The sequence below is a fragment of the Pontivivens marinum genome (assembly GCF_900231835.1).
Taxonomy (GTDB): domain Bacteria; phylum Pseudomonadota; class Alphaproteobacteria; order Rhodobacterales; family Rhodobacteraceae; genus Pontivivens; species Pontivivens marinum.
Map to the genome: position 1 here is coordinate 441,530 of NZ_OCTN01000002.1, position 20,353 is coordinate 461,882.

At 57.7% G+C, this 20,353-nt stretch carries 23 protein-coding genes; 10 read left to right on the top strand and 13 right to left on the bottom strand.

Going from position 1 to position 20,353, the window contains the following annotated elements; genetic code table 11:
- Positions 1-5 precede the first annotated feature (5 nt).
- Entirely contained in the window at positions 6-1,160 is a 1,155-nt protein-coding gene (locus CR254_RS08100) for an ABC transporter substrate-binding protein (RefSeq protein ID WP_245851498.1), read from the bottom strand.
- A 184-nt stretch (positions 1,161-1,344) separates the two neighbouring features.
- Here CR254_RS08100 and CR254_RS08105 point away from each other — a divergent pair, with 184 nt between their 5' ends.
- Positions 1,345-2,073: a hypothetical protein gene (locus CR254_RS08105; protein WP_097929337.1), complete on the top strand. Its 729-nt coding sequence runs from the start codon at positions 1,345-1,347 to the stop codon at positions 2,071-2,073.
- Between the two features lie 60 nt (positions 2,074-2,133).
- Here CR254_RS08105 and CR254_RS08110 read toward each other — a convergent pair whose 3' ends face one another.
- Both CR254_RS08110 and CR254_RS08115 read right to left on the bottom strand, forming a co-directional pair.
- Positions 2,134-2,547: a VOC family protein gene (locus tag CR254_RS08110; protein ID WP_097929338.1), complete on the bottom strand. Its 414-nt coding sequence runs from the start codon at positions 2,545-2,547 to the stop codon at positions 2,134-2,136.
- A gap of 69 nt (positions 2,548-2,616) precedes the next feature.
- Positions 2,617-3,078: an Lrp/AsnC family transcriptional regulator gene (locus CR254_RS08115; protein WP_097929339.1), complete on the bottom strand. Its 462-nt coding sequence runs from the start codon at positions 3,076-3,078 to the stop codon at positions 2,617-2,619.
- Positions 3,079-3,173: 95 nt separating this feature from the next.
- Between CR254_RS08115 and CR254_RS08120 the strand changes: the two genes are divergently transcribed.
- Positions 3,174-4,622, top strand: a complete 1,449-nt coding sequence (locus CR254_RS08120; RefSeq protein ID WP_097929340.1) for an aminotransferase class V-fold PLP-dependent enzyme — start codon at positions 3,174-3,176, stop codon at positions 4,620-4,622.
- Between the two features lies 1 nt (position 4,623).
- On the opposite strand, the gene CR254_RS08125 is transcribed toward CR254_RS08120, so the two are convergent.
- Positions 4,624-5,559 carry a DMT family transporter gene (locus CR254_RS08125; RefSeq protein ID WP_097929341.1) on the bottom strand — a complete coding sequence of 312 codons (936 nt, stop codon included), beginning with the start codon at positions 5,557-5,559 and terminating at the stop codon, positions 4,624-4,626.
- A gap of 69 nt (positions 5,560-5,628) precedes the next feature.
- On the opposite strand from CR254_RS08125, the gene CR254_RS08130 reads away from it, so the two are divergent.
- The gene (locus CR254_RS08130; protein ID WP_097929342.1) at positions 5,629-6,531 is read left to right on the top strand and encodes a LysR substrate-binding domain-containing protein; all 903 of its coding nucleotides are present in this window, start codon (positions 5,629-5,631) and stop codon (positions 6,529-6,531) included.
- On the opposite strand, the gene CR254_RS08135 is transcribed toward CR254_RS08130, so the two are convergent.
- From CR254_RS08135 to CR254_RS08145, 3 genes are read right to left on the bottom strand one after another with little or no spacing between them, the layout of a single operon-like run.
- Positions 6,528-7,328: a metal ABC transporter permease gene (locus tag CR254_RS08135; RefSeq protein WP_097929343.1), complete on the bottom strand. Its 801-nt coding sequence runs from the start codon at positions 7,326-7,328 to the stop codon at positions 6,528-6,530. The two genes, CR254_RS08130 and CR254_RS08135, sit on opposite strands and share 4 nt — an antisense overlap.
- The gene (locus CR254_RS08140; RefSeq protein ID WP_097929344.1) at positions 7,328-8,080 is read right to left on the bottom strand and encodes an ATP-binding cassette domain-containing protein; all 753 of its coding nucleotides are present in this window, start codon (positions 8,078-8,080) and stop codon (positions 7,328-7,330) included. Before CR254_RS08140 ends, CR254_RS08135 begins: the two co-directional genes overlap by 1 nt.
- Positions 8,077-8,589, bottom strand: a complete 513-nt coding sequence (locus tag CR254_RS08145) for a Fur family transcriptional regulator (protein ID WP_097929345.1) — start codon at positions 8,587-8,589, stop codon at positions 8,077-8,079. Before CR254_RS08145 ends, CR254_RS08140 begins: the two co-directional genes overlap by 4 nt.
- A gap of 56 nt (positions 8,590-8,645) precedes the next feature.
- On the opposite strand from CR254_RS08145, the gene CR254_RS08150 reads away from it, so the two are divergent.
- The 5 genes from CR254_RS08150 (at position 8,646) to CR254_RS08170 (ending at position 13,305) form a co-directional block, all read left to right on the top strand.
- On the top strand, positions 8,646-9,689 hold the full coding sequence (locus CR254_RS08150) for a zinc ABC transporter substrate-binding protein (RefSeq protein WP_097929346.1): 1,044 nt from the start codon (positions 8,646-8,648) through the stop codon (positions 9,687-9,689).
- 89 nt (positions 9,690-9,778) lie between these two features.
- The gene (locus CR254_RS08155; RefSeq protein ID WP_097929347.1) at positions 9,779-10,888 is read left to right on the top strand and encodes a CobW family GTP-binding protein; all 1,110 of its coding nucleotides are present in this window, start codon (positions 9,779-9,781) and stop codon (positions 10,886-10,888) included.
- Positions 10,885-12,093 carry a GTP-binding protein gene (locus tag CR254_RS08160; RefSeq protein WP_097929348.1) on the top strand — a complete coding sequence of 403 codons (1,209 nt, stop codon included), beginning with the start codon at positions 10,885-10,887 and terminating at the stop codon, positions 12,091-12,093. The genes CR254_RS08155 and CR254_RS08160 overlap by 4 nt, the downstream gene beginning before the upstream one ends.
- Positions 12,090-12,362: a DUF6525 family protein gene (locus CR254_RS08165; protein WP_097929349.1), complete on the top strand. Its 273-nt coding sequence runs from the start codon at positions 12,090-12,092 to the stop codon at positions 12,360-12,362. Before CR254_RS08160 ends, CR254_RS08165 begins: the two co-directional genes overlap by 4 nt.
- A gap of 157 nt (positions 12,363-12,519) precedes the next feature.
- The gene (locus CR254_RS08170; RefSeq protein ID WP_097929350.1) at positions 12,520-13,305 is read left to right on the top strand and encodes a siderophore-interacting protein; all 786 of its coding nucleotides are present in this window, start codon (positions 12,520-12,522) and stop codon (positions 13,303-13,305) included.
- Between the two features lie 43 nt (positions 13,306-13,348).
- Here CR254_RS08170 and CR254_RS08175 read toward each other — a convergent pair whose 3' ends face one another.
- The 6 genes from CR254_RS08175 to CR254_RS08200 are packed head-to-tail and all read right to left on the bottom strand — an operon-like array spanning position 13,349 to position 18,161.
- Entirely contained in the window at positions 13,349-14,323 is a 975-nt protein-coding gene (locus CR254_RS08175) for an energy transducer TonB family protein (protein WP_180955937.1), read from the bottom strand.
- A gap of 1 nt (position 14,324) precedes the next feature.
- Positions 14,325-14,714 carry an ExbD/TolR family protein gene (locus CR254_RS08180; RefSeq protein ID WP_097929352.1) on the bottom strand — a complete coding sequence of 130 codons (390 nt, stop codon included), beginning with the start codon at positions 14,712-14,714 and terminating at the stop codon, positions 14,325-14,327.
- A gap of 4 nt (positions 14,715-14,718) precedes the next feature.
- A complete protein-coding gene (locus CR254_RS08185; protein WP_097929540.1) occupies positions 14,719-15,069 on the bottom strand; it encodes a biopolymer transporter ExbD in 351 nt (116 codons plus the stop codon).
- A 44-nt stretch (positions 15,070-15,113) separates the two neighbouring features.
- Complete coding sequence (locus tag CR254_RS08190; RefSeq protein WP_245851500.1) at positions 15,114-15,731, bottom strand: MotA/TolQ/ExbB proton channel family protein; 618 nt, start codon at positions 15,729-15,731, stop codon at positions 15,114-15,116.
- 8 nt (positions 15,732-15,739) lie between these two features.
- Positions 15,740-16,192 (bottom strand): hypothetical protein, encoded by a 453-nt coding sequence (locus CR254_RS08195; RefSeq protein ID WP_097929354.1) that lies wholly within the window; start codon positions 16,190-16,192, stop codon positions 15,740-15,742.
- A gap of 1 nt (position 16,193) precedes the next feature.
- On the bottom strand, positions 16,194-18,161 hold the full coding sequence (locus CR254_RS08200) for a TonB-dependent receptor domain-containing protein (RefSeq protein WP_245851503.1): 1,968 nt from the start codon (positions 18,159-18,161) through the stop codon (positions 16,194-16,196).
- A 275-nt stretch (positions 18,162-18,436) separates the two neighbouring features.
- Here CR254_RS08200 and CR254_RS08205 point away from each other — a divergent pair, with 275 nt between their 5' ends.
- The gene (locus tag CR254_RS08205; protein ID WP_097929356.1) at positions 18,437-19,486 is read left to right on the top strand and encodes a hemin-degrading factor; all 1,050 of its coding nucleotides are present in this window, start codon (positions 18,437-18,439) and stop codon (positions 19,484-19,486) included.
- A gap of 3 nt (positions 19,487-19,489) precedes the next feature.
- Positions 19,490-20,353, top strand: coding sequence for a heme/hemin ABC transporter substrate-binding protein (locus CR254_RS08210; RefSeq protein ID WP_097929357.1), 864 nt, complete (start codon positions 19,490-19,492; stop codon positions 20,351-20,353).

The following is a 20,353-nucleotide window of genomic DNA, read 5'->3' on the forward strand; positions in this document are numbered from 1 at the left end:
CTGGCTCAATTGTCGCTGTTCAGGGTCGCCCAGAAAACGCCCCCATTATCGATCGGCAGGAACCGGTCGTGCAGCTCATCCATAGTGGCGTCAGGGTCCAGATCCTCGAATAGATCAGGGTGCAGCCACTTGGCAAAGGCCTGCATCGCGACGAAGTGATACGGGCTGTTATAGAACTGGTGATAAACGCTGTGGAAACGGCCGTTTTGCACGGCTTGCAGTTCGGACCAGCCCTCACGTGCGGCAAGTGCGGCCAAACGATCCTGAACCACGTCATCCTGCGCGTTATAGCCGAACGGAACAGCCATTGTGCCCGGTGCGGCCTCGTCCCAGTTTGATCCGGTGCCGATGATAACCTCGGGGTCATCGGTAAACACGGCCTCTAGGCTGACATTACCGCCAAAGCCGGGGAACATGCGTGAGCCCCAGTTGCGCCCGCCAGCCAGATCGACCAAGCGGCCAAAGTTGGTCGCGCCGAATGTGCTGCAACAATTGTTGGGGTTATAACCGGCCGCCCGCTCGATAAAGACGACGGGACGATCCTCAACCGGAATTTGATCCACAACCGAATAAATCCGCTGCATTTGGGCGGTATAGTAATCGGTGAACTCATCCGCGTTGTCACGCTCATCCAGAATACGGCCTAGTAGCTGGATCGAGGTGATGCTGTTCTGTGTCGGATCCTGACGGAAATCGACGAATACGGTGGCGACGCCTGCTTCCTCCAGCTTGTCGATGATGCCGCTTTCCTGTGCATTCATCAGGTTGCCGAGGTTCATCACCACCAGCTCCGCACCGGATGCGATCACCGCCTCCAGATTCCACTCGGCTGAGGCAGGGTTGCCAAGGCGCAGGATATCCGTCGCCTCAGGGTATAGCTCCTGATAGGCCAGCCACGCATCGGGATCATAGTTGATCATGTCGTCCTTCCAGCCGACGACACGCTCGAACGGATTCTCGCGGTCCAGCAATGCCAGCGAGTAAATCAGCCGTCCCTCGCCCAACACAATCGCGCCGGGGTTGCGCTCAACCTCAACAGTACGACCTGCGATGTCGGTTACGGTGATTGTCTCTGCGCTTGCTGACGTGGCGGACACGGCGAGGGCCGTGCTGGCTGCGGTGGCGAAGCAGAGACTACGCATCAACTTAGTGACGTTCATAGTCTCTCTCCAATTTTACCGCAGCATTTCTGCGGTGCGCGGCTCACCTAGCATGTCCGACTAAAACAGTAAAGATTTTCGAGACACTATTTTCAACAGGTTCAGCACCGCAATTTTTCATGTCGATTAAGCGATGCAGATGCTAATGCTCAAGGAAAGCGGCGCAATTTGACAAGGGTCCTAAATGACGGAGATATCCTCACCAGAACTGCCGCGCGGCAAATGGGTTAGCATGATCCCGACATTGGGCGTCGTGGCCGCGTTGTGGACCTTTTCAAGCTGGGGCTATTACGCGCTGGTTGATCGTCTGGAGCTAGATAGCGGCTATAATGACGCGCCGTTCGTGTTCGCGGGCTATTACCTCGGCTGGGCGGCGCTGACACTGTTTCTATATCGGGCAATGCTAACTCAGCGCCTGTCGCAAGCTGTGCTGTCTGGTCATGTTATGGTTTTGCTGCCGATGCTGATCTGCTTTGGTGCGTTCGTAGTGTTTGTACTGCCGCTGTTCCCGAACGTTTCGGTTATCCGCGCGCCCGAGGACCCGCCCGAATTCATGTTTGCAACGGCGTGGTATTACCTGCCCAAATCGGCGGATATCCTGTTTCAGCAGGCAATCGTTGCTACGTTGATCCATCGCGCTGCGCAGTTGGGGCTGGGCCTGCGGGCGATATCTATTGCGATGGCGATCATGTTCGGAGGGTTCCACCTCGCGCTGGCGCTGGATGGTTTTACCGCAACCTATGTGATCCGGTTTAGCATCGCCGCCACGGCATTCGGTCTGGTGCTGCCCTATCTGTATCTGCGCATGCAGCACGGTTTTCGCTGGGCCTATGGCATCCATTGGTCGTTCTACATTCTGGATGCAGTCATTACCCATCTGGTGCTGGCCGCGCCGCCATGGGCGCAGTCGTAGCGTGGAATATGCAAAGGCCCGCAATTGCGGGCCCTTGGTCAATCGGTGGCGGTTGGGCGATCAGGCGGCAAACAGGCCATCATAATCGGCAAAGCCCTTGATCTCGATCGGGTTGCCCGATGGGTCAAAGAAGAACATCGTGCGCTGCTCACCAGGCTCACCCTCGAACCGGATGACGGGCGGGATGTCAAAGGCGATGCCCTTATCGCTCAGCCGCTGTGCCAGCTCTTTCCAATCATCCAGACGCAAGACCGCCCCCATATGCGGCATCATCACCATGTGATCACCAACCTTACCGGATCGTGTGGTTGGAAATGGCGTGCCCAGATGCATGGACAGCTGATGGCCAAAAAAGTCGAAATCGACCCAAGTGTCGGTCGAGCGCCCCTCGGCACAACCCAGCACATCGCCGTAAAAGGCCCGTGTTTCATCAAGGTCGGTCACGTGGATCGCAAGGTGGAAAAGAGATTTCATGGGGTAGCTCCGTTAATCTAGATCGTCATAGGGCGCGGCGACGGTATGTTGATCACGTATAGCCCCCATTCACGGCATATGCAGCGGCTGGTTTTCCAAAATGGTCTCCATCGCGAACAGGCCTGTGACTGTTTCCAGATCAACCTTGGCCGTTAGCCGCTGATAGACCTGATCGTAACCCGCCATCGAGGTTGTAACCACCTTGATCAGGTAATCCCAGTCACCGCCAATCCTGTGGACCTCGACTATCTCGGGAATGGTGGCGAGGTGCTTGCGGAAGTCACGCATCCATCCCTCGCTATGCTGTCTGGTGCGGATCATCATGAACACGGTCAGGTCCAAGCCGATCAGGTCTGAGTTCAGACGGGCGTGAAACCCCTCGATCACGCCCAACTCGGTCAGACGTTTGATCCGCCGCCAGCATGCATTCTGGGACAGGCCTACCTCCGCCGCGACATCGCGCTGTGATAATGCGCCATCGCGTTGCAGGACGGTGAGAATTTTGCGGTCTATAGCATCTATATCGATCATATGACCGAATAATACGATAAATCACGCAAAAACAAGTGATATAAATTGCTGATGAAGGGGTTATTCTGATGGCTATATCCAAGAGAGAGCGCAAAATGACCCAAACTGCCAGCCAGACCCCGTTCGACCGGTTTCGTGCGAGCCTTCAATCCGACACTGTGATTGCGGATTTGACGGCAGGCTTGATCGGGCATCACGCCACGATTGACGGGCCGTTGGGTAAAAAGCCGCTGATCTATGCAGATTACGTGGCATCTGGTCGCGCGCTGCGCCAGATCGAGGACTTTGTGCTGACCGAGCTGCTGCCCTTTTATGCGAACAGCCACACCGAGGCCTCCTATGTCGGCGGCATGATGACCCGTCTGCGGCGTGAGGCACGTGATATTATTCGTGCGCAATGCAATGCCTCACAGGATCACGCGGTGATCTTTACCGGATCGGGTGCAACGGCTGGCATCAACCGCTTGGTACACCTGTTGGGATTGGCCGATGCTGTAGCGACGGATCAATCACCCGTTGTGCTGATCGGCCCGTATGAGCATCACTCGAACATCCTGCCATGGCGTGAAAGCGGCGCAGAGGTGATTGAGATTCCTGAGGCGCCGCGCGGTGGTCCTTGCCTCGATACCCTGCGTACAACATTGGACGCGGTGCAGGGTCGGCCGATCATCGGCGCGTTTTCTGCTGCCTCCAACGTGACCGGCATTGTGACGGACGTTACCGCCGTGACCCGTATGCTAAAGGCGGCCGACGCAACTGTTATCTGGGATTATGCCGGTGCTGGTCCCTACCTGCCGATTGATCTGTGCCCTGCACCGGATGCACTAATTGATGCCGTTGTTATGTCGCCCCACAAATTCGTTGGCGGGCCGCAAGCCTCTGGCGTGATGATCGTGCGGCAGGATGCTGTGCTGGCCACGCGCCCAACTTTGCCGGGCGGCGGCACGGTCCGCTTCGTGTCGCCCATTGGCCATGATTACACAGGCAATGTTGAGGCGCGTGAGGAAGCAGGTACCCCGAACGTGATCGGCGATATCCGCGCCGCGCTGTGCCTGTTGGTCAAGGACGCCGTAACACAGGACTTCATCACCGAGCGGAACCGTGAAAACCGGGCGAAGGCAATGCAGGCATGGGCCGATCATCCGATGATTGAGCTGCTGGGCAATACCACCTGCGAACGCCTGCCGATTTTCTCGTTCCGGCTGCGCGATGGTAAGGGTGGATATGTGCACCAACAGCTCGTCACGCGCCTGCTGTCGGATTGCTTCGGCATTCAGGCCCGCGGAGGTTGCGCCTGTGCGGGGCCATATGTGCACCGCGTGCTGGGCATCAACGACGCCCAATCCGAGGAAATGCGTCAGGCGATCCTGTCCGGTCATGAGGTTGAGAAGCCCGGCTTTGTGCGCCTGAATTTCAGCTTCCTTGCCACAGATGCGGAGGTTGAAACGATCCTGACCTCGGTGATCGAGTTGGCAAATAGCGCCGCCCAGCATATCGCGGATTACAACTGCGATCCGGCCACGGCGATTTTCACGCCGGCCTAAGCTATACTGCGGCGCGGCCCCGTGAGCTGTGGTTCATCATAACCGCGCCAAAGCCGATCAGCGCAATGCCGAAACCCTCTAGTAACGAAGGGGTTTCGGCGAACCAAATCGCGCCCCAAATTGCAGCGAACCCCAGATATGCGGTGTCGAACACCCCAACAACCGGCGACGGGGTCAGTTGATAGGCCAACGCGACCAGCGTTGCGATCACGGCGAGCAATACGCCAAGGCCAATCGCAAAACTAACCTCGGCCAAGCCGAGCCTTGGCCAAATCGCAAAGACGAACTCCGACCCGAATTTCGGCTGGATCACTGTAAGCAAGGCCAATCCACCCAGGCTCAATGCGCATAGACATATGTTCAGATTCAGGGCCATCGCGCCTGCTGATTCAGACTGGCAATAGCGCCACGTGATCGTACCGGCCATCGCATAGAATATCGCTGCGATCAGGGGCAGCAGGATTGAGGGGGTCAGGCTGCCCTCATGCGGGCCGACCAGCATGATGACCCCGCACAGGCTGGCGGCGATTGCGATCCAGCCTTGCCCCTCGATCCGCTCACCTGTCGTTGCCCAGGCCATCAGCGCCATCCAGACGGGGGTGGTGTAATAGCACGCCGCCGCCAATGCGAAGGACATTGATGGCAGTGCCGCGTAATAGGCCAGCCACATTGCCGCCATGCACAGCGACCGCGCCCAAACCCATCTGGCTTGGCGCATCCGCAGAGAGGAAATTCCGAAAAAGCAGCCATAGGTGATTGCAATCAGCGGGGCGGCCACGGCGGAGCGCAACAGGGCAAGCTGCGCCAAGCCAAACTGCCCGCCCCATAATTTCACCAGTGCGTCCGAGAGGGAAAGCAGCAGCACCGCAATGATTATTGCGATGATACCGGTCGAATGCCCGCGCCGGTGCGTATTTATCTGATCTGTCCATGCCATGAGTGATGGAAAGCAGAGTTCGCCTGCGCCATAAAATGAGAAAACATGAAAAAAGGATGAGCTGACGGAATGGATTACCGAAACCTGCCGCCGCTATCCCGTTTGCGCCCGTTCGAGGCCGCCGCGCGGCATGAGAATTTCACCGATGCAGCCGCAGAATTGGGGCTAACCCAAACCGCTGTCAGCAAGCAGATCGCCGCGCTGGAGCTGGATCTGGGCGTTGCGCTGTTCGTTCGGCGAAACCGTGCTGTTTTCCTGACCGAGGAGGGGCGCTCCTTTGGCCAAGTGGTCAGTGGCGCCCTTGCCGAAATTGCAGCCGAGGCAATGCGCCTGCGTGGCGGGCGGCAGCCGGGGGGATTGGTGTTGCTGTGCCAGCACTGCGAGGCCTTCTATTGGTTGATGCCCCGCCTGTCGCGATTTCATGAACAACATCCGGGGCTGGAACTGCGCGTAGTCAGCACGATCGCCCCGTTGACCGAGGCGCAGGAGCCATTCGACGTCGCACTACAAACATCAGGGCGCGCATCGGGGTCGGCACGTCTTGCCTTTACCGCGTCGGATGAGGTGTTTCCGGTGGCAGCCCCCGATTATATCCCTGAGGGCGATCTGCCTCTTAGCGCCGATCAATTTAGCCGGTATACGTTGCTAATCCACCGTGTCATCCCGCAGGAATGGATGGAATGGCGCGACTGGTTCGCCGCCATTGGCCATCACGGGCCAACTGACGGACGCACAATCCGCTTTGACAGCTTTCCACTGGTTCTACAGGCCGCTGTTTCCGGTCAGGGCATCGCCTTGGGCTGGGCACGCACCGTTGAGGGGATGCTGGCGGAGGGAAAGCTGGTCAGGGTTTGCACCGAAAGCGTTCCGCGCCCGACCGATATTTCCGTATATCGTGGCCCCCGTCGCGGCGCACAGGCGGAAACGGAGGCCCTGATTTCATGGCTTCGGGATGAGCTGGATGTCAGCTAGCTGACCCGTAGGGCGCGCACTCCGCCAATGGCGCTGAGCACAGCAAAGATCACTGCCGCAACGCACACGATTGACGGCCCTGCGGGTGTGTCCAGGTAATAGGCCGCGCGCAACCCGACAAAGGCCGAAATGCTGCCAATCCCCGCGGCGACCAGCGCCATTCCCTCTGGCGTACGGCTCAACGGTCGTGCGGCGGCGGCCGGGATGATCAGCAAGGCCGCGATCAGCAATACGCCCACCACCTTGATCGCCACGGCGACCGTCACTGCCAATGCCAGCGTTAGAACCAGTTGCTCTCGCTTTGGATTGATACGGCACGCATAGGCCAGATCCTCGTTCAGCGTGGCCGTTAGCAAGGATGACCAGCGCCAACAGATCAACGCAACCACGACAGCAGCCCCGCCCCAAATCACCATCAGATCACTGCGAGATACGGCCAAGATGTCGCCAAACAGATAGGCCATCAGATCAATTCGGATGCCTGACAGGAATGAGACAGCAACCAATCCGAACGCCAACGCCGAATGCGCCAGCACGCCCAGCAGCGTGTCCATCGCATATCCACGACCCGTCAACAGGTTCACCGTTAGCGCCATCAACAGGGCCACAACCATCGCGCCAGCAAAGACGGACATGGATAATGCCAGCGACAGCGCAACGCCCAAAATCGCGGCATGTGCAGTTGCATCCCCGAAATAGGCCATGCGGCGCCACACCACAAAACAGCCCAACGGGGCCGCCGCCAGTGCCACACCGACGCCCGCCAATGTGGCGCGGATCATAAAATCATCTAGCATTACTCTGCGGCCTCTGTTTGTCCGTGCTCATCACAATCATGGTGATGATGGTCGTGATCGTGGTCATGGCGATACAGGGCCAAGGCGCCCATTGTGCCCGTCCCGAATAGCGCGCGATATTCAGGGGCGGAGGCCACAACCTCGGGCGCGCCCTCGCAGCAAACATGTCCGTTCAGGCAAATCACGCGATCTGATGCGCTCATCACAACGTGCAGTTCGTGGCTGATCATCAAGACGGCGCAGCCTGTCTGCTGCCTAACCGTTTCGATCTGCCGGTAAAACGCTGCGGAGCCGGGTTGATCCAGCCCCTGCGTTGCCTCGTCCAACAGCAGTAGATGCGGTTTGCCGATCAACGCACGCGCCAGCAGAACCCGTTGGAACTGCCCACCAGATAGTCGTGACATCTGCGCCGTTGCCAGGTTCGGAACGCCGGCGTGGGCCAGGGCGTCCTGAATCGCAGCGGATGATATGCCACGGGGCAGCGCCAGAAACCGCGCGACGGTCATGGGCAATGTGGGATCGATATGCAGTTTCTGCGGCACATATCCTATCCGAACATCCGCATTGCGGATGACCTGCCCTTTGGTTGGCTGTACGGCACCGATAATAGCACGCAGCAGGCTGGTTTTGCCCGAGCCATTTGGGCCTACAATGGTGACAATCTCACCTGCATTCACCGATAGCGAGACATGGGACAGCACGGTGTTCGCACCATAGCCGATGCTCAAATTCTCTACACTGATCAAGCTCATGCGTCCGGGTTCCCAACACATGCGGGGCAAATACCCTCGACCTCGACAACGGCGCGTTCGATTTGAAATCCGGCAGCGCGTGCTGCATCGCCAAGGGCGCTGCGGGTTTGGCCTGACTGGGCCTCCGCTACGGATTCGCAGAGGCGGCAAATCATAAAAGCTGGGGCATGGGCGGCATCAGGATGCGCGCAGGCGATAAAGGCGTTCAGGCGCTCAATCTTATGTGCCAAGCCATGCGTTACCAGAAAGTCCAGCGCGCGATAGGCGACAGGTGGCTGCGAGCCAAACCCGCTATCACGCAACCGATCCAGAATGACATATGCCCCTAATGCACGATGTTCTTGCAGCAATATTTCCAGGACCTTGCGCCGCACCGGAGTAAAGCGCAGCCCGTCCTGCGCGCAACGGGCCTCCGCCGCCGACAGCCCATCTGCAACGCAGGCAGAATGGTCGTGCCGCGCAAAGCCGAGAGGTGTTTCCTCAGGAATTTCGGGAGCGCCACTTGTCATATTATCACATTTCTCTTACTGAGTACGAAATGTTATAAAATCACATGGAGGACGCAATGTCCAGAACGCTACTATCCCTCACATTGCCTGCCAGCCTGCTATGCACTGCGGCCTTTGCCGACGTGCCTGATGTTGCGGCGGATATTGCGCCGGTCCATTCCTTGGTCGCGCGTGTGATGGATGGTGTCGGCACGCCTAGCCTGATCGTGCAATCCGGTGCAAGCCCCCATGAATACTCGCTGCGCCCATCCGAGGCACGCGCCTTGCAAGAGGCCGATCTGGTGTTCTGGATTGGGCCAGACCTGACCCCATGGCTGGATGATGCTATTGGAACGCTGGCCACCAACGCTGCGGTAACCGAGCTGTTGGAGGCCGATGGCACGATAGAGCTAGAACTGCGCGAAGGTGCCTTGTTCGAGGCCCACGATCATAATTCCCATGCCGGTGAAGAGCATGACGACCATGATGATCACGACGACGATCACAGCGATCATGATGACCACGACGACGAGCATTACGATCACGATGACCATGATGATCACGAGGATGAACATGAAGGCCACGATGATCACGCAGGTCACGACCATGGCGAGCATGATCCTCACGCTTGGCTGTCGGTTCAAAACGCTGCAACCTGGTTGAACGTAATCGCGGGTCAACTCTCCGCTGCTGATCCTGAAAACGCTGGCGCATATTTCGCAAACGCCTCCACGGGCCGCGCTGAATTGCAGGCACTTACGGATGAAGTTAACGCGATGCTTGAGCCAGTTCGTGATGGCCAGTTCATCGTGTTCCATGATGCATATCAGTATTTTGAGGTCGATTTCGACCTTACCGCAGCTGGTGCAATTTCGATCAGCGATGCATCGGACCCCAGCCCTGCGCGGATCACTGAAATCCGTGGGCGCGTGGCGGATCAGGGCATTGACTGCGTCTTGGCTGAACCTCAGTTCAACCCTGGTTTGGTCGCGACGATTTTGGATGGAACAGAGGCACAAACCGGTATTCTGGACCCGCTAGGATCTGATCTGGAACCTGGTGCCAACCTATATCCGCAGATGATCCGCAATCTGGCATCCGCTTTGGTTGGCTGCATGTAATGAGTGTTTTGGGGGGCGCTGTAGTGCCCCCCAAATCGGGCCTAATTTTGCCCATCATATGTTATGTAATATCATTTTAAGAGGCGCTCATGCCCAAACCTCAAGCCCCCATTGATCCCCGCGTGCCAGTTACGCTGCTAACAGGGTTCCTTGGCGCAGGGAAAACCACTCTTTTGAACGCCGTTATCAAATCGCAATCCGGACCGAAAATCGCTGTGATTGTGAACGAGTTCGGAGAGGCCGGACTAGACCACGACCTGATCGAAGCCGTTGACGAAGAAATCGTCTTGATGCGATCCGGCTGCCTGTGCTGTTCGGTTCGTGGCGATCTATCGCGCACCATGATGGATCTGATGGTCCGTAGGCATCGCGGCGAAATCGACTTTGATCGCGTGGTTATCGAGACGACCGGCCTCGCCGATCCTGGGCCCATTTTGCAAACCATGTTGATGGAACCTGACCTATCCCGCACCGTGCGCATGGATGGCGTCATTACCGTTGCCGATGCCGCAACCGGTCAGGATACATTAACGCGACAGTTCGAGGCAGTTTCGCAGGTCGCGATGGCTGATCTGTTGGTGCTCAGCAAGTCGGATTTGGTGTCAGTAGCGGATTTGCGTGTCTTTGAAGCGCGATTGGAAGCGATCAATCCGACGGCTCAAATCATTCACGCGGATCGTGGGCGTCTTGACCCTTCCGTTTTGTGGAATCTTAGCGGTTTGCGCGCAAATGCAACGCCTGAGCAAACGCTGCAATGGTTGACCCCGCGTGCAGAGCCAGCCGACCCGTTCGCCAATCTATCGGGTCTGTCATCCACGAAGCCTGCCGCAGCGATTGCACCTACGGCCCACGATACGCGTATTGGCTCGGCCTCCATCGTTCTGGATGAGCCGATACCCGACGCCGCCTTTGATCTATGTCTGAACACGCTGATCGCCCTGCGCGGGCCGGATATTCTGCGGGTGAAGGGGATAGTGTTCCTTGAGGGGATCGAGGCGCCCTTTGTCTTTCACGGCGTTCAACACGTCTTTGATCCACCCGTACCTATGCGCGACTGGCCCGGCACTGATCGCCGGTCCCGCATTGTTGTGATTGCTCGCGATATCTCCAATCCCGAACTGGCGCGCAGTCTGGATCTGTTGCGCGCCCGCCTACCCGAACAGTCCACATATACTCAGGTTGAGGAACCTTTCGCATGACCGATAATCGATTGCCCGTAACGGTTTTATCCGGCTTTCTGGGCGCAGGAAAAACCACGCTGCTGAACCGTGTCCTGAACAATCGCGCAGGCCGCCGTGTGGCGGTGATCGTGAACGATATGTCCGAGGTGAATATCGACGCTGATCTGGTGCGCGCGGATACGGAACTGTCGCGCACCGACGAAACCTTGGTTGAGATGTCCAACGGATGCATCTGCTGCACCTTGCGCGATGATCTGCTGGAGGAGGTTAAGCGGCTGGCTGGTGAGGGGCGCTTTGACTACCTGTTGATCGAATCCACGGGCATTTCCGAGCCACTTCCGGTTGCCGCAACCTTCGAGTTTCGCGATGAAAATGGCGTGAGCCTGTCCGATATTGCGCGCCTCGACACGATGGTCACTGTAGTTGATGCGGTGAACTTGCTGCGTGACTATTCCAGCCATGACTTCCTGTCAGATCGCGGTGAAACGCTGGGCGATGATGATGAGCGGACTTTGGTGAACCTGCTGGTCGAGCAGATCGAATTTGCCGATGTCGTCGTTCTGAACAAGGTCGCAGATGCAACAGCCGAGCAGGTTGATGCCGCACGGAAAATCATTCGCAGCCTGAATGCAGATACGCGGATTCTGGAGGCAAACCACTCGGACGTGCCTGCTGATGAAATCTTGAACACAGGCCTGTTTGATTTCGAAAAAGCGCACGAGCATCCGATGTGGGCCAAGGAGCTGTACGGCTTTGCCGATCATGTGCCCGAGACTGAGGAATACGGCGTTGCCTCCTTTGTCTATCGTGCACGGCAGCCATTCGATCCGGCCAAAATTCATGAGCTGCTAAGCGGTGATCTGCCCGCTGTTATCCGTGCAAAGGGGCATTTCTGGATCGCCACACGTCCTGAATGGGTTGCTGAATTTTCACTGGCGGGGGCCCTTGCCTCGGTCACTCCATTGGGAACGTGGTGGGCGTCGGTGCCAAAGGAACGCTGGCCCGATCCGGAGGCTGCCCAAAGCTATCTGAACCAGCATTGGGTGGAGCCATGGGGCGACCGTCGGCAGGAGATTGTGTTTATCGGTGCAGGCATTGATTGGCCCGCTCTCAAGGCGCAATTGGATGCAGCCCTCGTACCGCTGAGCATCGCGGCATCGCCGGATGCCCTGCCCGATTTGCCCGATCCGTTCCCCGCATGGCGTCGGCAGAGTGCCGCATGACAGGTAATTTAGGAGCAACCACCCTAAAGCGGCGGCGCAGAGCTGCGGACCCGATGCAAACCTTCGACACGCTACCCGCACCGCTGCGGCAGTGGCTGGCAGAGGCGACTTTGCCATGGTCACCCGCCTCCTGTCAGCGCATCTGGGTTAAATCACGGCGCAAAGGTTTGGAAACGCAAGATGTCCTGGCGCTGCTAACCCAGGCGGAGCAGGCAACCCTTGCCCGTGAGGGGCGGGTGCAGGGGGTTGATCAGGGCCATTCAGGTTAGGTGATCTTGTAATTCCGCAGGTATCTGACTAATATAATCGGGTATTGGGGCGCCATGCGGGAAATTCGCAAAGCTACACGACATCCCCTGCTAGAAACCTATCAAAACCGGCGGTGCCTCACATAGGCAGGCACCGCTATTCGGGCGGAGATGACCCATGAATAAACCCAAAAAAACACCGCATCTCTTGGACGTAAAGGCAGCGTGGCACCTGACGCCGCATATGATCCGCGTCACCTTGCACGGCGATGCAATCACCGAAATGCGCCCTGGTTGTGAGGGGGCCAATTGCAAGATTTTCCTACCTGCACCCGATCAGGCCAAGGAAGCCTTTGCCACTCAACTGGCCGATGGCCCGCGCCCAACGGTTCGCACATATACGGTGCGCCATATCCGCCCTGAGCTAGGTGAAATGGACATCGACTTCGTGGATCACGGCGATGCCGGTCCCGCATCCGCATGGGCACGTATTGCCGCCCCCGGCGCATTTTGCGGCTTTGCTGGCCCCGGTCCCGTAAAGGTGCCGGAGTTCTATGCCGATCGCTATCTGGTGGCGGCCGATATGTCTGCCCTACCCGTTGCCGCCGCAACGCTGGAGGCAATGCCCCGCGACGCACAGGGTGACGCCTATTTCGAGATCAACCACCTCGATGACACGCAATCCATCAATGCGCCTGCCGGTGTTCGGCTGCATTGGCTTGTTCAGATGGATCGCACCGCGCCCAGTACGCAATTGGTGGACGCAGTTCATAAATTCGACTGGCCTGACGGTGTCGTACAAACCTGTATCGCGGGCGAGAGCAGCGCAATCAAGGAATTGCGTGGCTATCTGACCAACGACAAGGCGCTGCCAAAACAGGATTGCTACATCTCGGGCTATTGGAAATTCGGCATGATCGAGGATGACCATCAGGCCATGAAGCGTGCCGAGGCTGCCGCCTGATCCAACCCGCGCCCGCGTCTTTACAGGATTGCGGGCGCGACCCTCATCTACCCTGAAATTCGAACGTATACGATGTCCGCGCACCCTGTGGTGGTGTCGGGAATGGTGCCGTGCGTCGAATATGGCTCAGCGCCATCCGGTCCAGCTCTCGATCACCTGAACTGCGCGCCACCTGTACTGAGGTAAGCTGACCTGCGCTGCCAATATCAAAGCTAACAACCGTCATACCACGCGCGCGGGTACGATCACGGCGGGTTTGGATAATGGCACTAACGACCCGGTTTGGGTAGCTGGCGATAGCCTCTTGCGCACCTGCGATAGCTGCTTCGTCAGGTTGCTGGGCGTGCCCGCTGGCGTGCTGATCGCTTTCGACCTGCGATGGGGTATCCGCCCCACGCACTGCATCCTGTTGCGCAGATCCTGTTGCTACTGCCACCTCTGGCGCTGGCGGCGCCTGCCGTTCTGGTGGTGGGGTTCGGGCCAAATCAGTCGGACGCGCAGATGGGCGGGGGGCGGTTTCGGGCGCTTCCTCGGCAATCTGCTCCTCCTCCGGTTCCGGCTGCAAGCGTTCAGGCGTCGGTGCTGCCGTAGTTTCGGTCGGTTGGGGGGCGATAGTTTGAACCTCGGGGACCACTCGCATCACTGGGGGCGTGACCGAGGTATTTTCGACCGGCTGCGCCTGCTGTAATTCGGGTTGCGCAGTTGTTGAGGCATATATCTCCGCCGCTGCATCCGTGATTTCGGTAGGTTCCAGCGTAATGCTGGCATTCACGATTTCCACTTCCTCCACGGCCTCGGGCGATGAAACTGCGGGTTGCGCGGGCTGGACCGGATCAGGCAATTGCGTGGCAGGCGCCCCCATGACCATATCGGCAAAGCTGTTTCCCGCCGTGACCAGCGCTGGCGGCGGACCTGATGCAGCCAGCATATCCTGCGGTGTGGCAAATTGAACGAAAGCTGCGGCATGCACAGCAAAGGACGTCGTTATGCAAATGGTGGCTGTCCGCTTTAATCCCATCTCAAAGACCCCTTTCGGTAATGATCCAAACTTGCTGCGCGCCGGCTGCGCGCAAGCTAGCGGCATGTTCCATCAGCGTTGTCGCTGCGACCGCACGATCAACCACGATGCGCACTGCAACCTCGGCACTCTCAGCTGCTGCGCGGGCGATAATTTCCTGTGTGGTGGTCGGCGCACCGCGATAGGACAGCGTGCCGTCGGATGTCAGCACGGTTGCATCAGGCGGGGCGCGGCCGTCCAGGTTCTCGGTCTCGACCAGGGAAACACGTGCATCCAGCGGCGGGGCCAGCGTTCCGGCCACCATGAAAAAGATCAGCATCAGGAACACGATATTGATCAGCGCAATCGTTGATTCAGGTCGGGATCTGGGGGTCGCAGGGCCTAATGGCATAGCGTTACTCCAATACGATAACAGACAGGTCGGGCACGGTGGACAGCACGACCAAGGCATCGACCAATCGCTGCGCGGTTGCCTGATCCCGCTGTGGTGCGATCAGCACGGATTGGGTTCCGTCACCGCGCATCTGGTTAACCCCGTCAGCCAGAGTTGTGAGGTCAAATTCGTGCCCGTTCAGCTGTAGCCGGTCCTCAAACAGGCGCACAAATAGCGGTGCCGTGCTGTCAGACGCTGGTGCAGTGGTGCCTGCCTGTGCGCCGAATAGCGGTATTTCCGAAAATTTGGAGAAGGTCGAGCTCAGCATAAAAAACAGCAGCAACAAGAAGATAACGTCGATCAGCGACGTCATCGAGATTGCCTTGCGTCTGGTTTGTGCTGATCGAACGGCCATGGTTACGCCGCTACCTGTGTTGGGGCCATTGGCGCGAACCGAGCCGCGATTGCCGTTTCCGCTAATGTCCGCTCACCAGCGACGCGACCGTCGAAAAAGGTCAGTGCCAGCGATGTCGGCATCGCAACGGCCAACCCGGCAGCAGTGGTCAGCAACGCAACCCAGATACCACCGGCCAGTAGCGATGGATCGACGGAATTACCGGCATCCTGCAACGCCTGAAATGCATCGATCATCCCTAGAACTGTGCCGAACAGACCCAGCAGGGGTGAGCTTTGCGCGATAATATCCAGCGCGCGAAATCCCCCCTCCAGACGGGACAGATGAACACTGGCCTCTGCCTCGATCCGCGGTTGCTGTGCCGATCCGTCACCGCGGGACAGGCATTCGGCCAATCGATTGCGGCTGCGTGCTAGGGCCGCCCGCGCCTGTGTATCGGCACCCGTGTCCCAATACGCAATTGCCTGCGTAATCTCACGATGGCGCCCTACACCCAGTGAGCCGAACTGCCACAGTTTCCACAGGATCATAGACAGCGAGATAATCGACAGACCAATCAAAATGGCCACAACAGGGCCACCCAACTGGTAGATCGCAATCATTTGTGTGTGCAGCGCCATGAATAAGTTCATCCCAGAACCTCAATTTCTGTACGGGTTGAGAGGGACAGCGCGCCCGCACAGATTGCAGGCGACAGGCCCGCCCCCTGACATGTCGCGACCCCGTTGATCAGAACCTGCCCCAGACTCGCGCAACTCAGGTTTGGCACATTGAATTGCCGCACCCGTGAGCGCGAGGCAGGCAGATCGCGCATATCGAACAGCGTCAGGCGATCAACCGCGCCGTCCGTGGTCAGCAGCACGGTTTCCAAAACCAGCGCGTCGATGGCATCATCCAGCGTATGGCCCAGCAGGAAGGTAAGCTGACATGCATCGCCCTGCTGTGCGGTGTTGTTCAACTCAACCGTGATGGAGGGCGCGGCAGGTGCCGCCCCCTCCTCTTGTGCAAATGCGGGGGTGGTCACTGCCAATAGGGCAGCAACCAGACCGAGCGCTTGCGCGGGTTTTATTCGAACGCTCATCTTAAAACTCGAACGCGCGGGTCAGGCTGACCTCGAACGAGCGCCCCTGCCCTGCATCACCGGCAAGCGAGTTTTCATATTGCGTGTCCAGCACGTTGTTCAGGCGGAAACCAACAGTGATCCCCTCCATCACGCCCTGCTGTGGTGTCCAATCGACAAACAGGTCATGGACCGCATATCCAGAATACCGCGTGGCGCCGTAATTGATGTCATCAACGAAATTACCCTGCCAGCCATATTGCATACCTAGCTCATTTGCCTGCGTGCCGACGGTCAGGTTCAGCGAACGGCCCGGGATCGAGGAGAGCGTCTCACCCGTTGCGTCATCCTTACCCCGCACATCGGAATAGGCAGCGCGTGCGAAAAAGGCATCGGATTGATAGGCGGCTTCAACCTCTAGCCCGTAGATTTTCGCGGCATCCACATTCTCGTAATAAGCTGTGCCAGCCGTGCTATCGCGTGAAATCAGATCGTCAATTTCGGAGTAATACAGCGTTGCCTTCACATCCAACGCATCATTATGCGCCGCGACATTCAGATAGGACGCGCTGAGGCCCAGCTCCGCACTATTTGCCGTCTCCATGGTCAGGTCGGGGCTGTTCGGCTCATCCGCATCGAACGAGAAAATCTCGTCCATTGTTGGCACACGCTGGGTTTGGGCCAGCGATCCGAACACGCTGTAGGTATTGTCGATCTCGTAATGCACGGCGATTTTGGGTGAGACCGCAACCTCGCTGTGATCGTCAAAGGACGAGCCGGTGCCATCCTCAAGCGAGACGAAATCCGTGCGAATGCCGGGGATAATCGTCAGGCGGTCATTCAGGATGTATTCAGCCTGAGCATAGATGCCAACGCGCTGGTCCGTGCCCTCCGGATGATAGCCCAATCCGCCCGCATCGGTTTGTGCTGTGCGATCCTGATGGGACAGTTGAATACCGGTCGTCACGAAGGTTTCCGAATTCTCACCCGTGAAGGTCGAGGTGTTCTCCACCTTCAAACTGGTCGTTTCATACCCATAGTTGGAATCGCAGAACAGCGATGCTGCCGTGCAGGCCCCTGCCAAGAACTGCGCGTCGGACTGTTCAACCTGCGTGTTCGAATAGCTGAGCACCACATCCAGATCGAGCAAGTCATTGCCGAGCATCGGGTTCTCATACCGGATAGCCAGCGTGTCGTCCGTAACATCCCGATCTACAGTGCCAAAGCCCAAGGTGCCGGTTTGCGAATAGGCGGTATCGTCCAGCTCACTGTTCCAGCGGGTGTAGGAGGCAGTCAGCGATTGCGCCATGTCATCGCCAAAACTCAGTCGCGTTTTGATCAAACCAGACAGCGAGTCGAATTCCGAGCCGCCAACGTCATTGCCGTCGCCGTCGCTATAATTGCCTGCCTCGCGGTAGTTCAGCGCGACCAGTGCCTCAAGGTTATCCGCCAAACGGTTCGCGAAAATAACCGAGGCTGCCAGCTCATCATTGTTGCTGCCATAGCTCAGCCGCGTGCGAATGGCCTGATCGGTATCTGTCAGAAAGTCAGAGGCGTCCTTCGTCTCGAAATTGATCACGCCGCCCAATGCGCCCGAACCGTATAGCGTTGAGGACGCCGGGCCGCGCAGGACCTCAACCTGACGGTACAGTTCAGGGTCCGAGAAGAACGACCCCAGACGGTACTGCTCGTAAAACTTCGCCGCGCCATCAACGGTAATGATAATCCGCGATTCATCGGCCGAACCCAGCGCACCAATTCCGCGAATGTTGAACGATTCACCCGCAACACGGCCCGAGCCAATGGCCTGAACGCCAGGAACCATCTCGAACAACTCACCAACGGTAGTGGCCTGCTCGCGGTCGATTTCCTCGGCGTTAATGACAGTAACAGCCTGCGGAGTGTCGATTGCAACAGTACTATCTGCACCCGCACCCAAAACGATTCGTCCCAGCGCAGTTCCGGTGGTTGCAGTTTCCTGCGCAGTCACAGAATTTGCGGAAATCACTGTTATAGAAGTTAAAATTGTCGCGCTTAATAAAGCGCGCTTGCAGTTCGTCATCGGTTTTTCCTTGCCATGGCAGAGTTGTCAGTTATCTGGCTGGCCCGAAAATTACGGTGACTTGCTGGTTAACAATTTGCGATCTTGCTCTCCCTAAGATGTCCGATTAAAACAGTCAAGAAACTGAAACCACTTCAATGCCAGCCAAACGTCATCGCCAGCTTGATTGAAACTCCGATTTTAAACAAAGACTGGATGATACCATGGCATTAGACGCCAGAATCAGCGCCGACGAGATTCGTGAACATATTTCGCAAAATCCCAAGATGCGGGCCCGCGATTTGGCCGATCAGATCGGTGTGGGTGAGGCCGCATTGCTGGCCGCACAGGGTGCGCGCCGAATCTCCGCCGCTCCGGACGACATTATGCCCGCGCTAAAGGCATGTGGCCCTGTCATGGCCCTGACCCGCAATATCAGTGCCGTGCATGAAAAGGTTGGCGTCTACGACAACTACCATTCCGGCGAACATGCCTCGATGGTTCTGAACGAAGAGATCGACCTGCGGATTTTCAGCAGCCACTGGGTCCACGGATTTGCGGTAACGACAGAAACCGATAATGGTCCGCGCCATTCGATCCAGGTTTTCGATGCGGCTGGCGATGCGATTCACAAGGTTTTCACCCGCGACGGCACAGATATGGCCGCGTTTGAGGCGATGATGAACACCCTCGCTACCGGCGATACATCCGACACGATCGATCTGGGCGTTCGCGCACCGGTCGAGGTGGCAAAGGGCGACGCGGATAAGGCTGATGTTCTGCGCACCGAATGGGCGAAAATGACGGACACACATCAGTTCATGCGCCTGACCTCGAAACTGAAAATGAACCGTTTGGGTGCCTATCGCATCGCTGGCGCGCCCTTTGTGAAGCCACTGGCACCAATTGCGCTAAACGATGCCTTGGTCACGCTGGGTCAGCAAGATACCGAGATTATGCTGTTCGTGGGCAATCGCGGCTGCATTCAGATTCACAGCGGCCCGCTCAATAATATCAAGCCTATGGGCCCGTGGCAGAACGTAATGGACCCCGATTTCAACCTGCACCTGCGTGCCGATCACGTTGCAGAGGTTTGGGCCGTTGAGAAGCCTACAAAGCGCGGTCCCGCTCTGTCGATCGAGGCATTTGACGCTCATGGCGCACTAATCCTGCAAATGTTTGGCCGTCGCAAGGAAAGCGATAAAATCGACCACACGGATGCTTTCCGTAAAGTTATCGATAGCCTGCCTGCCCTTCACCCAGAGGAAGTGTAAGCAATGGTCAATCAATGGAAATTCACCATTCTTGGCGGCCTGAGCAGTTTTCTGGTCGGAATTGCCGTATTCGCAACGGTCGCTCAAGCTGAGGAAGTGCCTTCGCGCGTTCTATCAATTGGCGGCTCCGTGACTGAAATCATCTATGCGTTGGGTGAACAGGATCGTTTGATTGCACGCGACACCACGTCATCCTTTCCAGCCGAGGCTGAGGCTCTACCAGATGTCGGCTATATGCGGGCCCTCTCACCCGAGGGTATTCTATCTGTCGATCCGCAGCTCATCATAGCCGAGGCAGGCAGCGGTCCGCAGGAAACGATTGCTGTGATGGAACAGGCGCAAATCCCTTTCATCACTGTTCCAGATGGCTATGACGGTGCCGCTGTAGGCGCGAAAATTCGCGCCGTTGCGGATGCGCTGGGTGTTTCGGAACGCGGCGAAACCCTCGCGACCAGCATTGATGCGCAGCTAGATGCACTGGATACGCAAAGCGATGCGTCAAAGCGGGTCTTGTTTATCCTGTCGATGCAGGGCGGGCGAATTCTGGCGTCAGGCGCAAATACGGCTGCTGACGGCATCATTACGCTGTCGGGCGGGATCAACGCAGTGACAGATTTCGAAGGGTACAAACCTCTAACGGACGAAGCAGTTACCGCCGCCAATCCAGATGTTATCGTAATGATGGATCGTGACGGCGATCATGCCACGGCTGATAATGACCTGTGGGGTAATCCGGCGATTTCGACCACCAATGCGGGCCAAACGCAAAACATTGTGCGCATTGACGGGTTGCTGCTGCTTGGGTTCGGGCCTCGCACTCCTGAAGCGGTCGCAACGTTGCACGACGCGCTATATGGCGATCTTTGA

What these genes read in the sequence shown, in the direction of transcription:
- CR254_RS08145 (WP_097929345.1), bottom strand. Translation starts at nt 8,589, where the DNA reads ATGACAAGTGGCGCTCCCGAAATTCCTGAGGAAACACCTCTCGGCTTT.
- CR254_RS08105 (WP_097929337.1), top strand. Translation starts at nt 1,345, where the DNA reads ATGACGGAGATATCCTCACCAGAACTGCCGCGCGGCAAATGGGTTAGC.
- CR254_RS08140 (WP_097929344.1), bottom strand. Translation starts at nt 8,080, where the DNA reads ATGAGCTTGATCAGTGTAGAGAATTTGAGCATCGGCTATGGTGCGAAC.
- CR254_RS08185 (WP_097929540.1), bottom strand. Translation starts at nt 15,069, where the DNA reads ATGACGTCGCTGATCGACGTTATCTTCTTGTTGCTGCTGTTTTTTATG.
- CR254_RS08125 (WP_097929341.1), bottom strand. Translation starts at nt 5,559, where the DNA reads ATGGCATGGACAGATCAGATAAATACGCACCGGCGCGGGCATTCGACC.
- CR254_RS08160 (WP_097929348.1), top strand. Translation starts at nt 10,885, where the DNA reads ATGACCGATAATCGATTGCCCGTAACGGTTTTATCCGGCTTTCTGGGC.
- CR254_RS08130 (WP_097929342.1), top strand. Translation starts at nt 5,629, where the DNA reads ATGGATTACCGAAACCTGCCGCCGCTATCCCGTTTGCGCCCGTTCGAG.
- CR254_RS08210 (WP_097929357.1), top strand. Translation starts at nt 19,490, where the DNA reads ATGGTCAATCAATGGAAATTCACCATTCTTGGCGGCCTGAGCAGTTTT.
- CR254_RS08100 (WP_245851498.1), bottom strand. Translation starts at nt 1,160, where the DNA reads ATGAACGTCACTAAGTTGATGCGTAGTCTCTGCTTCGCCACCGCAGCC.
- CR254_RS08190 (WP_245851500.1), bottom strand. Translation starts at nt 15,731, where the DNA reads ATGGCGCTGCACACACAAATGATTGCGATCTACCAGTTGGGTGGCCCT.
- CR254_RS08175 (WP_180955937.1), bottom strand. Translation starts at nt 14,323, where the DNA reads ATGGGATTAAAGCGGACAGCCACCATTTGCATAACGACGTCCTTTGCT.
- CR254_RS08115 (WP_097929339.1), bottom strand. Translation starts at nt 3,078, where the DNA reads ATGATCGATATAGATGCTATAGACCGCAAAATTCTCACCGTCCTGCAA.
- CR254_RS08110 (WP_097929338.1), bottom strand. Translation starts at nt 2,547, where the DNA reads ATGAAATCTCTTTTCCACCTTGCGATCCACGTGACCGACCTTGATGAA.
- CR254_RS08195 (WP_097929354.1), bottom strand. Translation starts at nt 16,192, where the DNA reads ATGAGCGTTCGAATAAAACCCGCGCAAGCGCTCGGTCTGGTTGCTGCC.
- CR254_RS08180 (WP_097929352.1), bottom strand. Translation starts at nt 14,714, where the DNA reads ATGCCATTAGGCCCTGCGACCCCCAGATCCCGACCTGAATCAACGATT.
- CR254_RS08155 (WP_097929347.1), top strand. Translation starts at nt 9,779, where the DNA reads ATGCCCAAACCTCAAGCCCCCATTGATCCCCGCGTGCCAGTTACGCTG.
- CR254_RS08170 (WP_097929350.1), top strand. Translation starts at nt 12,520, where the DNA reads ATGAATAAACCCAAAAAAACACCGCATCTCTTGGACGTAAAGGCAGCG.
- CR254_RS08135 (WP_097929343.1), bottom strand. Translation starts at nt 7,328, where the DNA reads ATGCTAGATGATTTTATGATCCGCGCCACATTGGCGGGCGTCGGTGTG.
- CR254_RS08150 (WP_097929346.1), top strand. Translation starts at nt 8,646, where the DNA reads ATGTCCAGAACGCTACTATCCCTCACATTGCCTGCCAGCCTGCTATGC.
- CR254_RS08165 (WP_097929349.1), top strand. Translation starts at nt 12,090, where the DNA reads ATGACAGGTAATTTAGGAGCAACCACCCTAAAGCGGCGGCGCAGAGCT.
- CR254_RS08205 (WP_097929356.1), top strand. Translation starts at nt 18,437, where the DNA reads ATGGCATTAGACGCCAGAATCAGCGCCGACGAGATTCGTGAACATATT.
- CR254_RS08120 (WP_097929340.1), top strand. Translation starts at nt 3,174, where the DNA reads ATGACCCAAACTGCCAGCCAGACCCCGTTCGACCGGTTTCGTGCGAGC.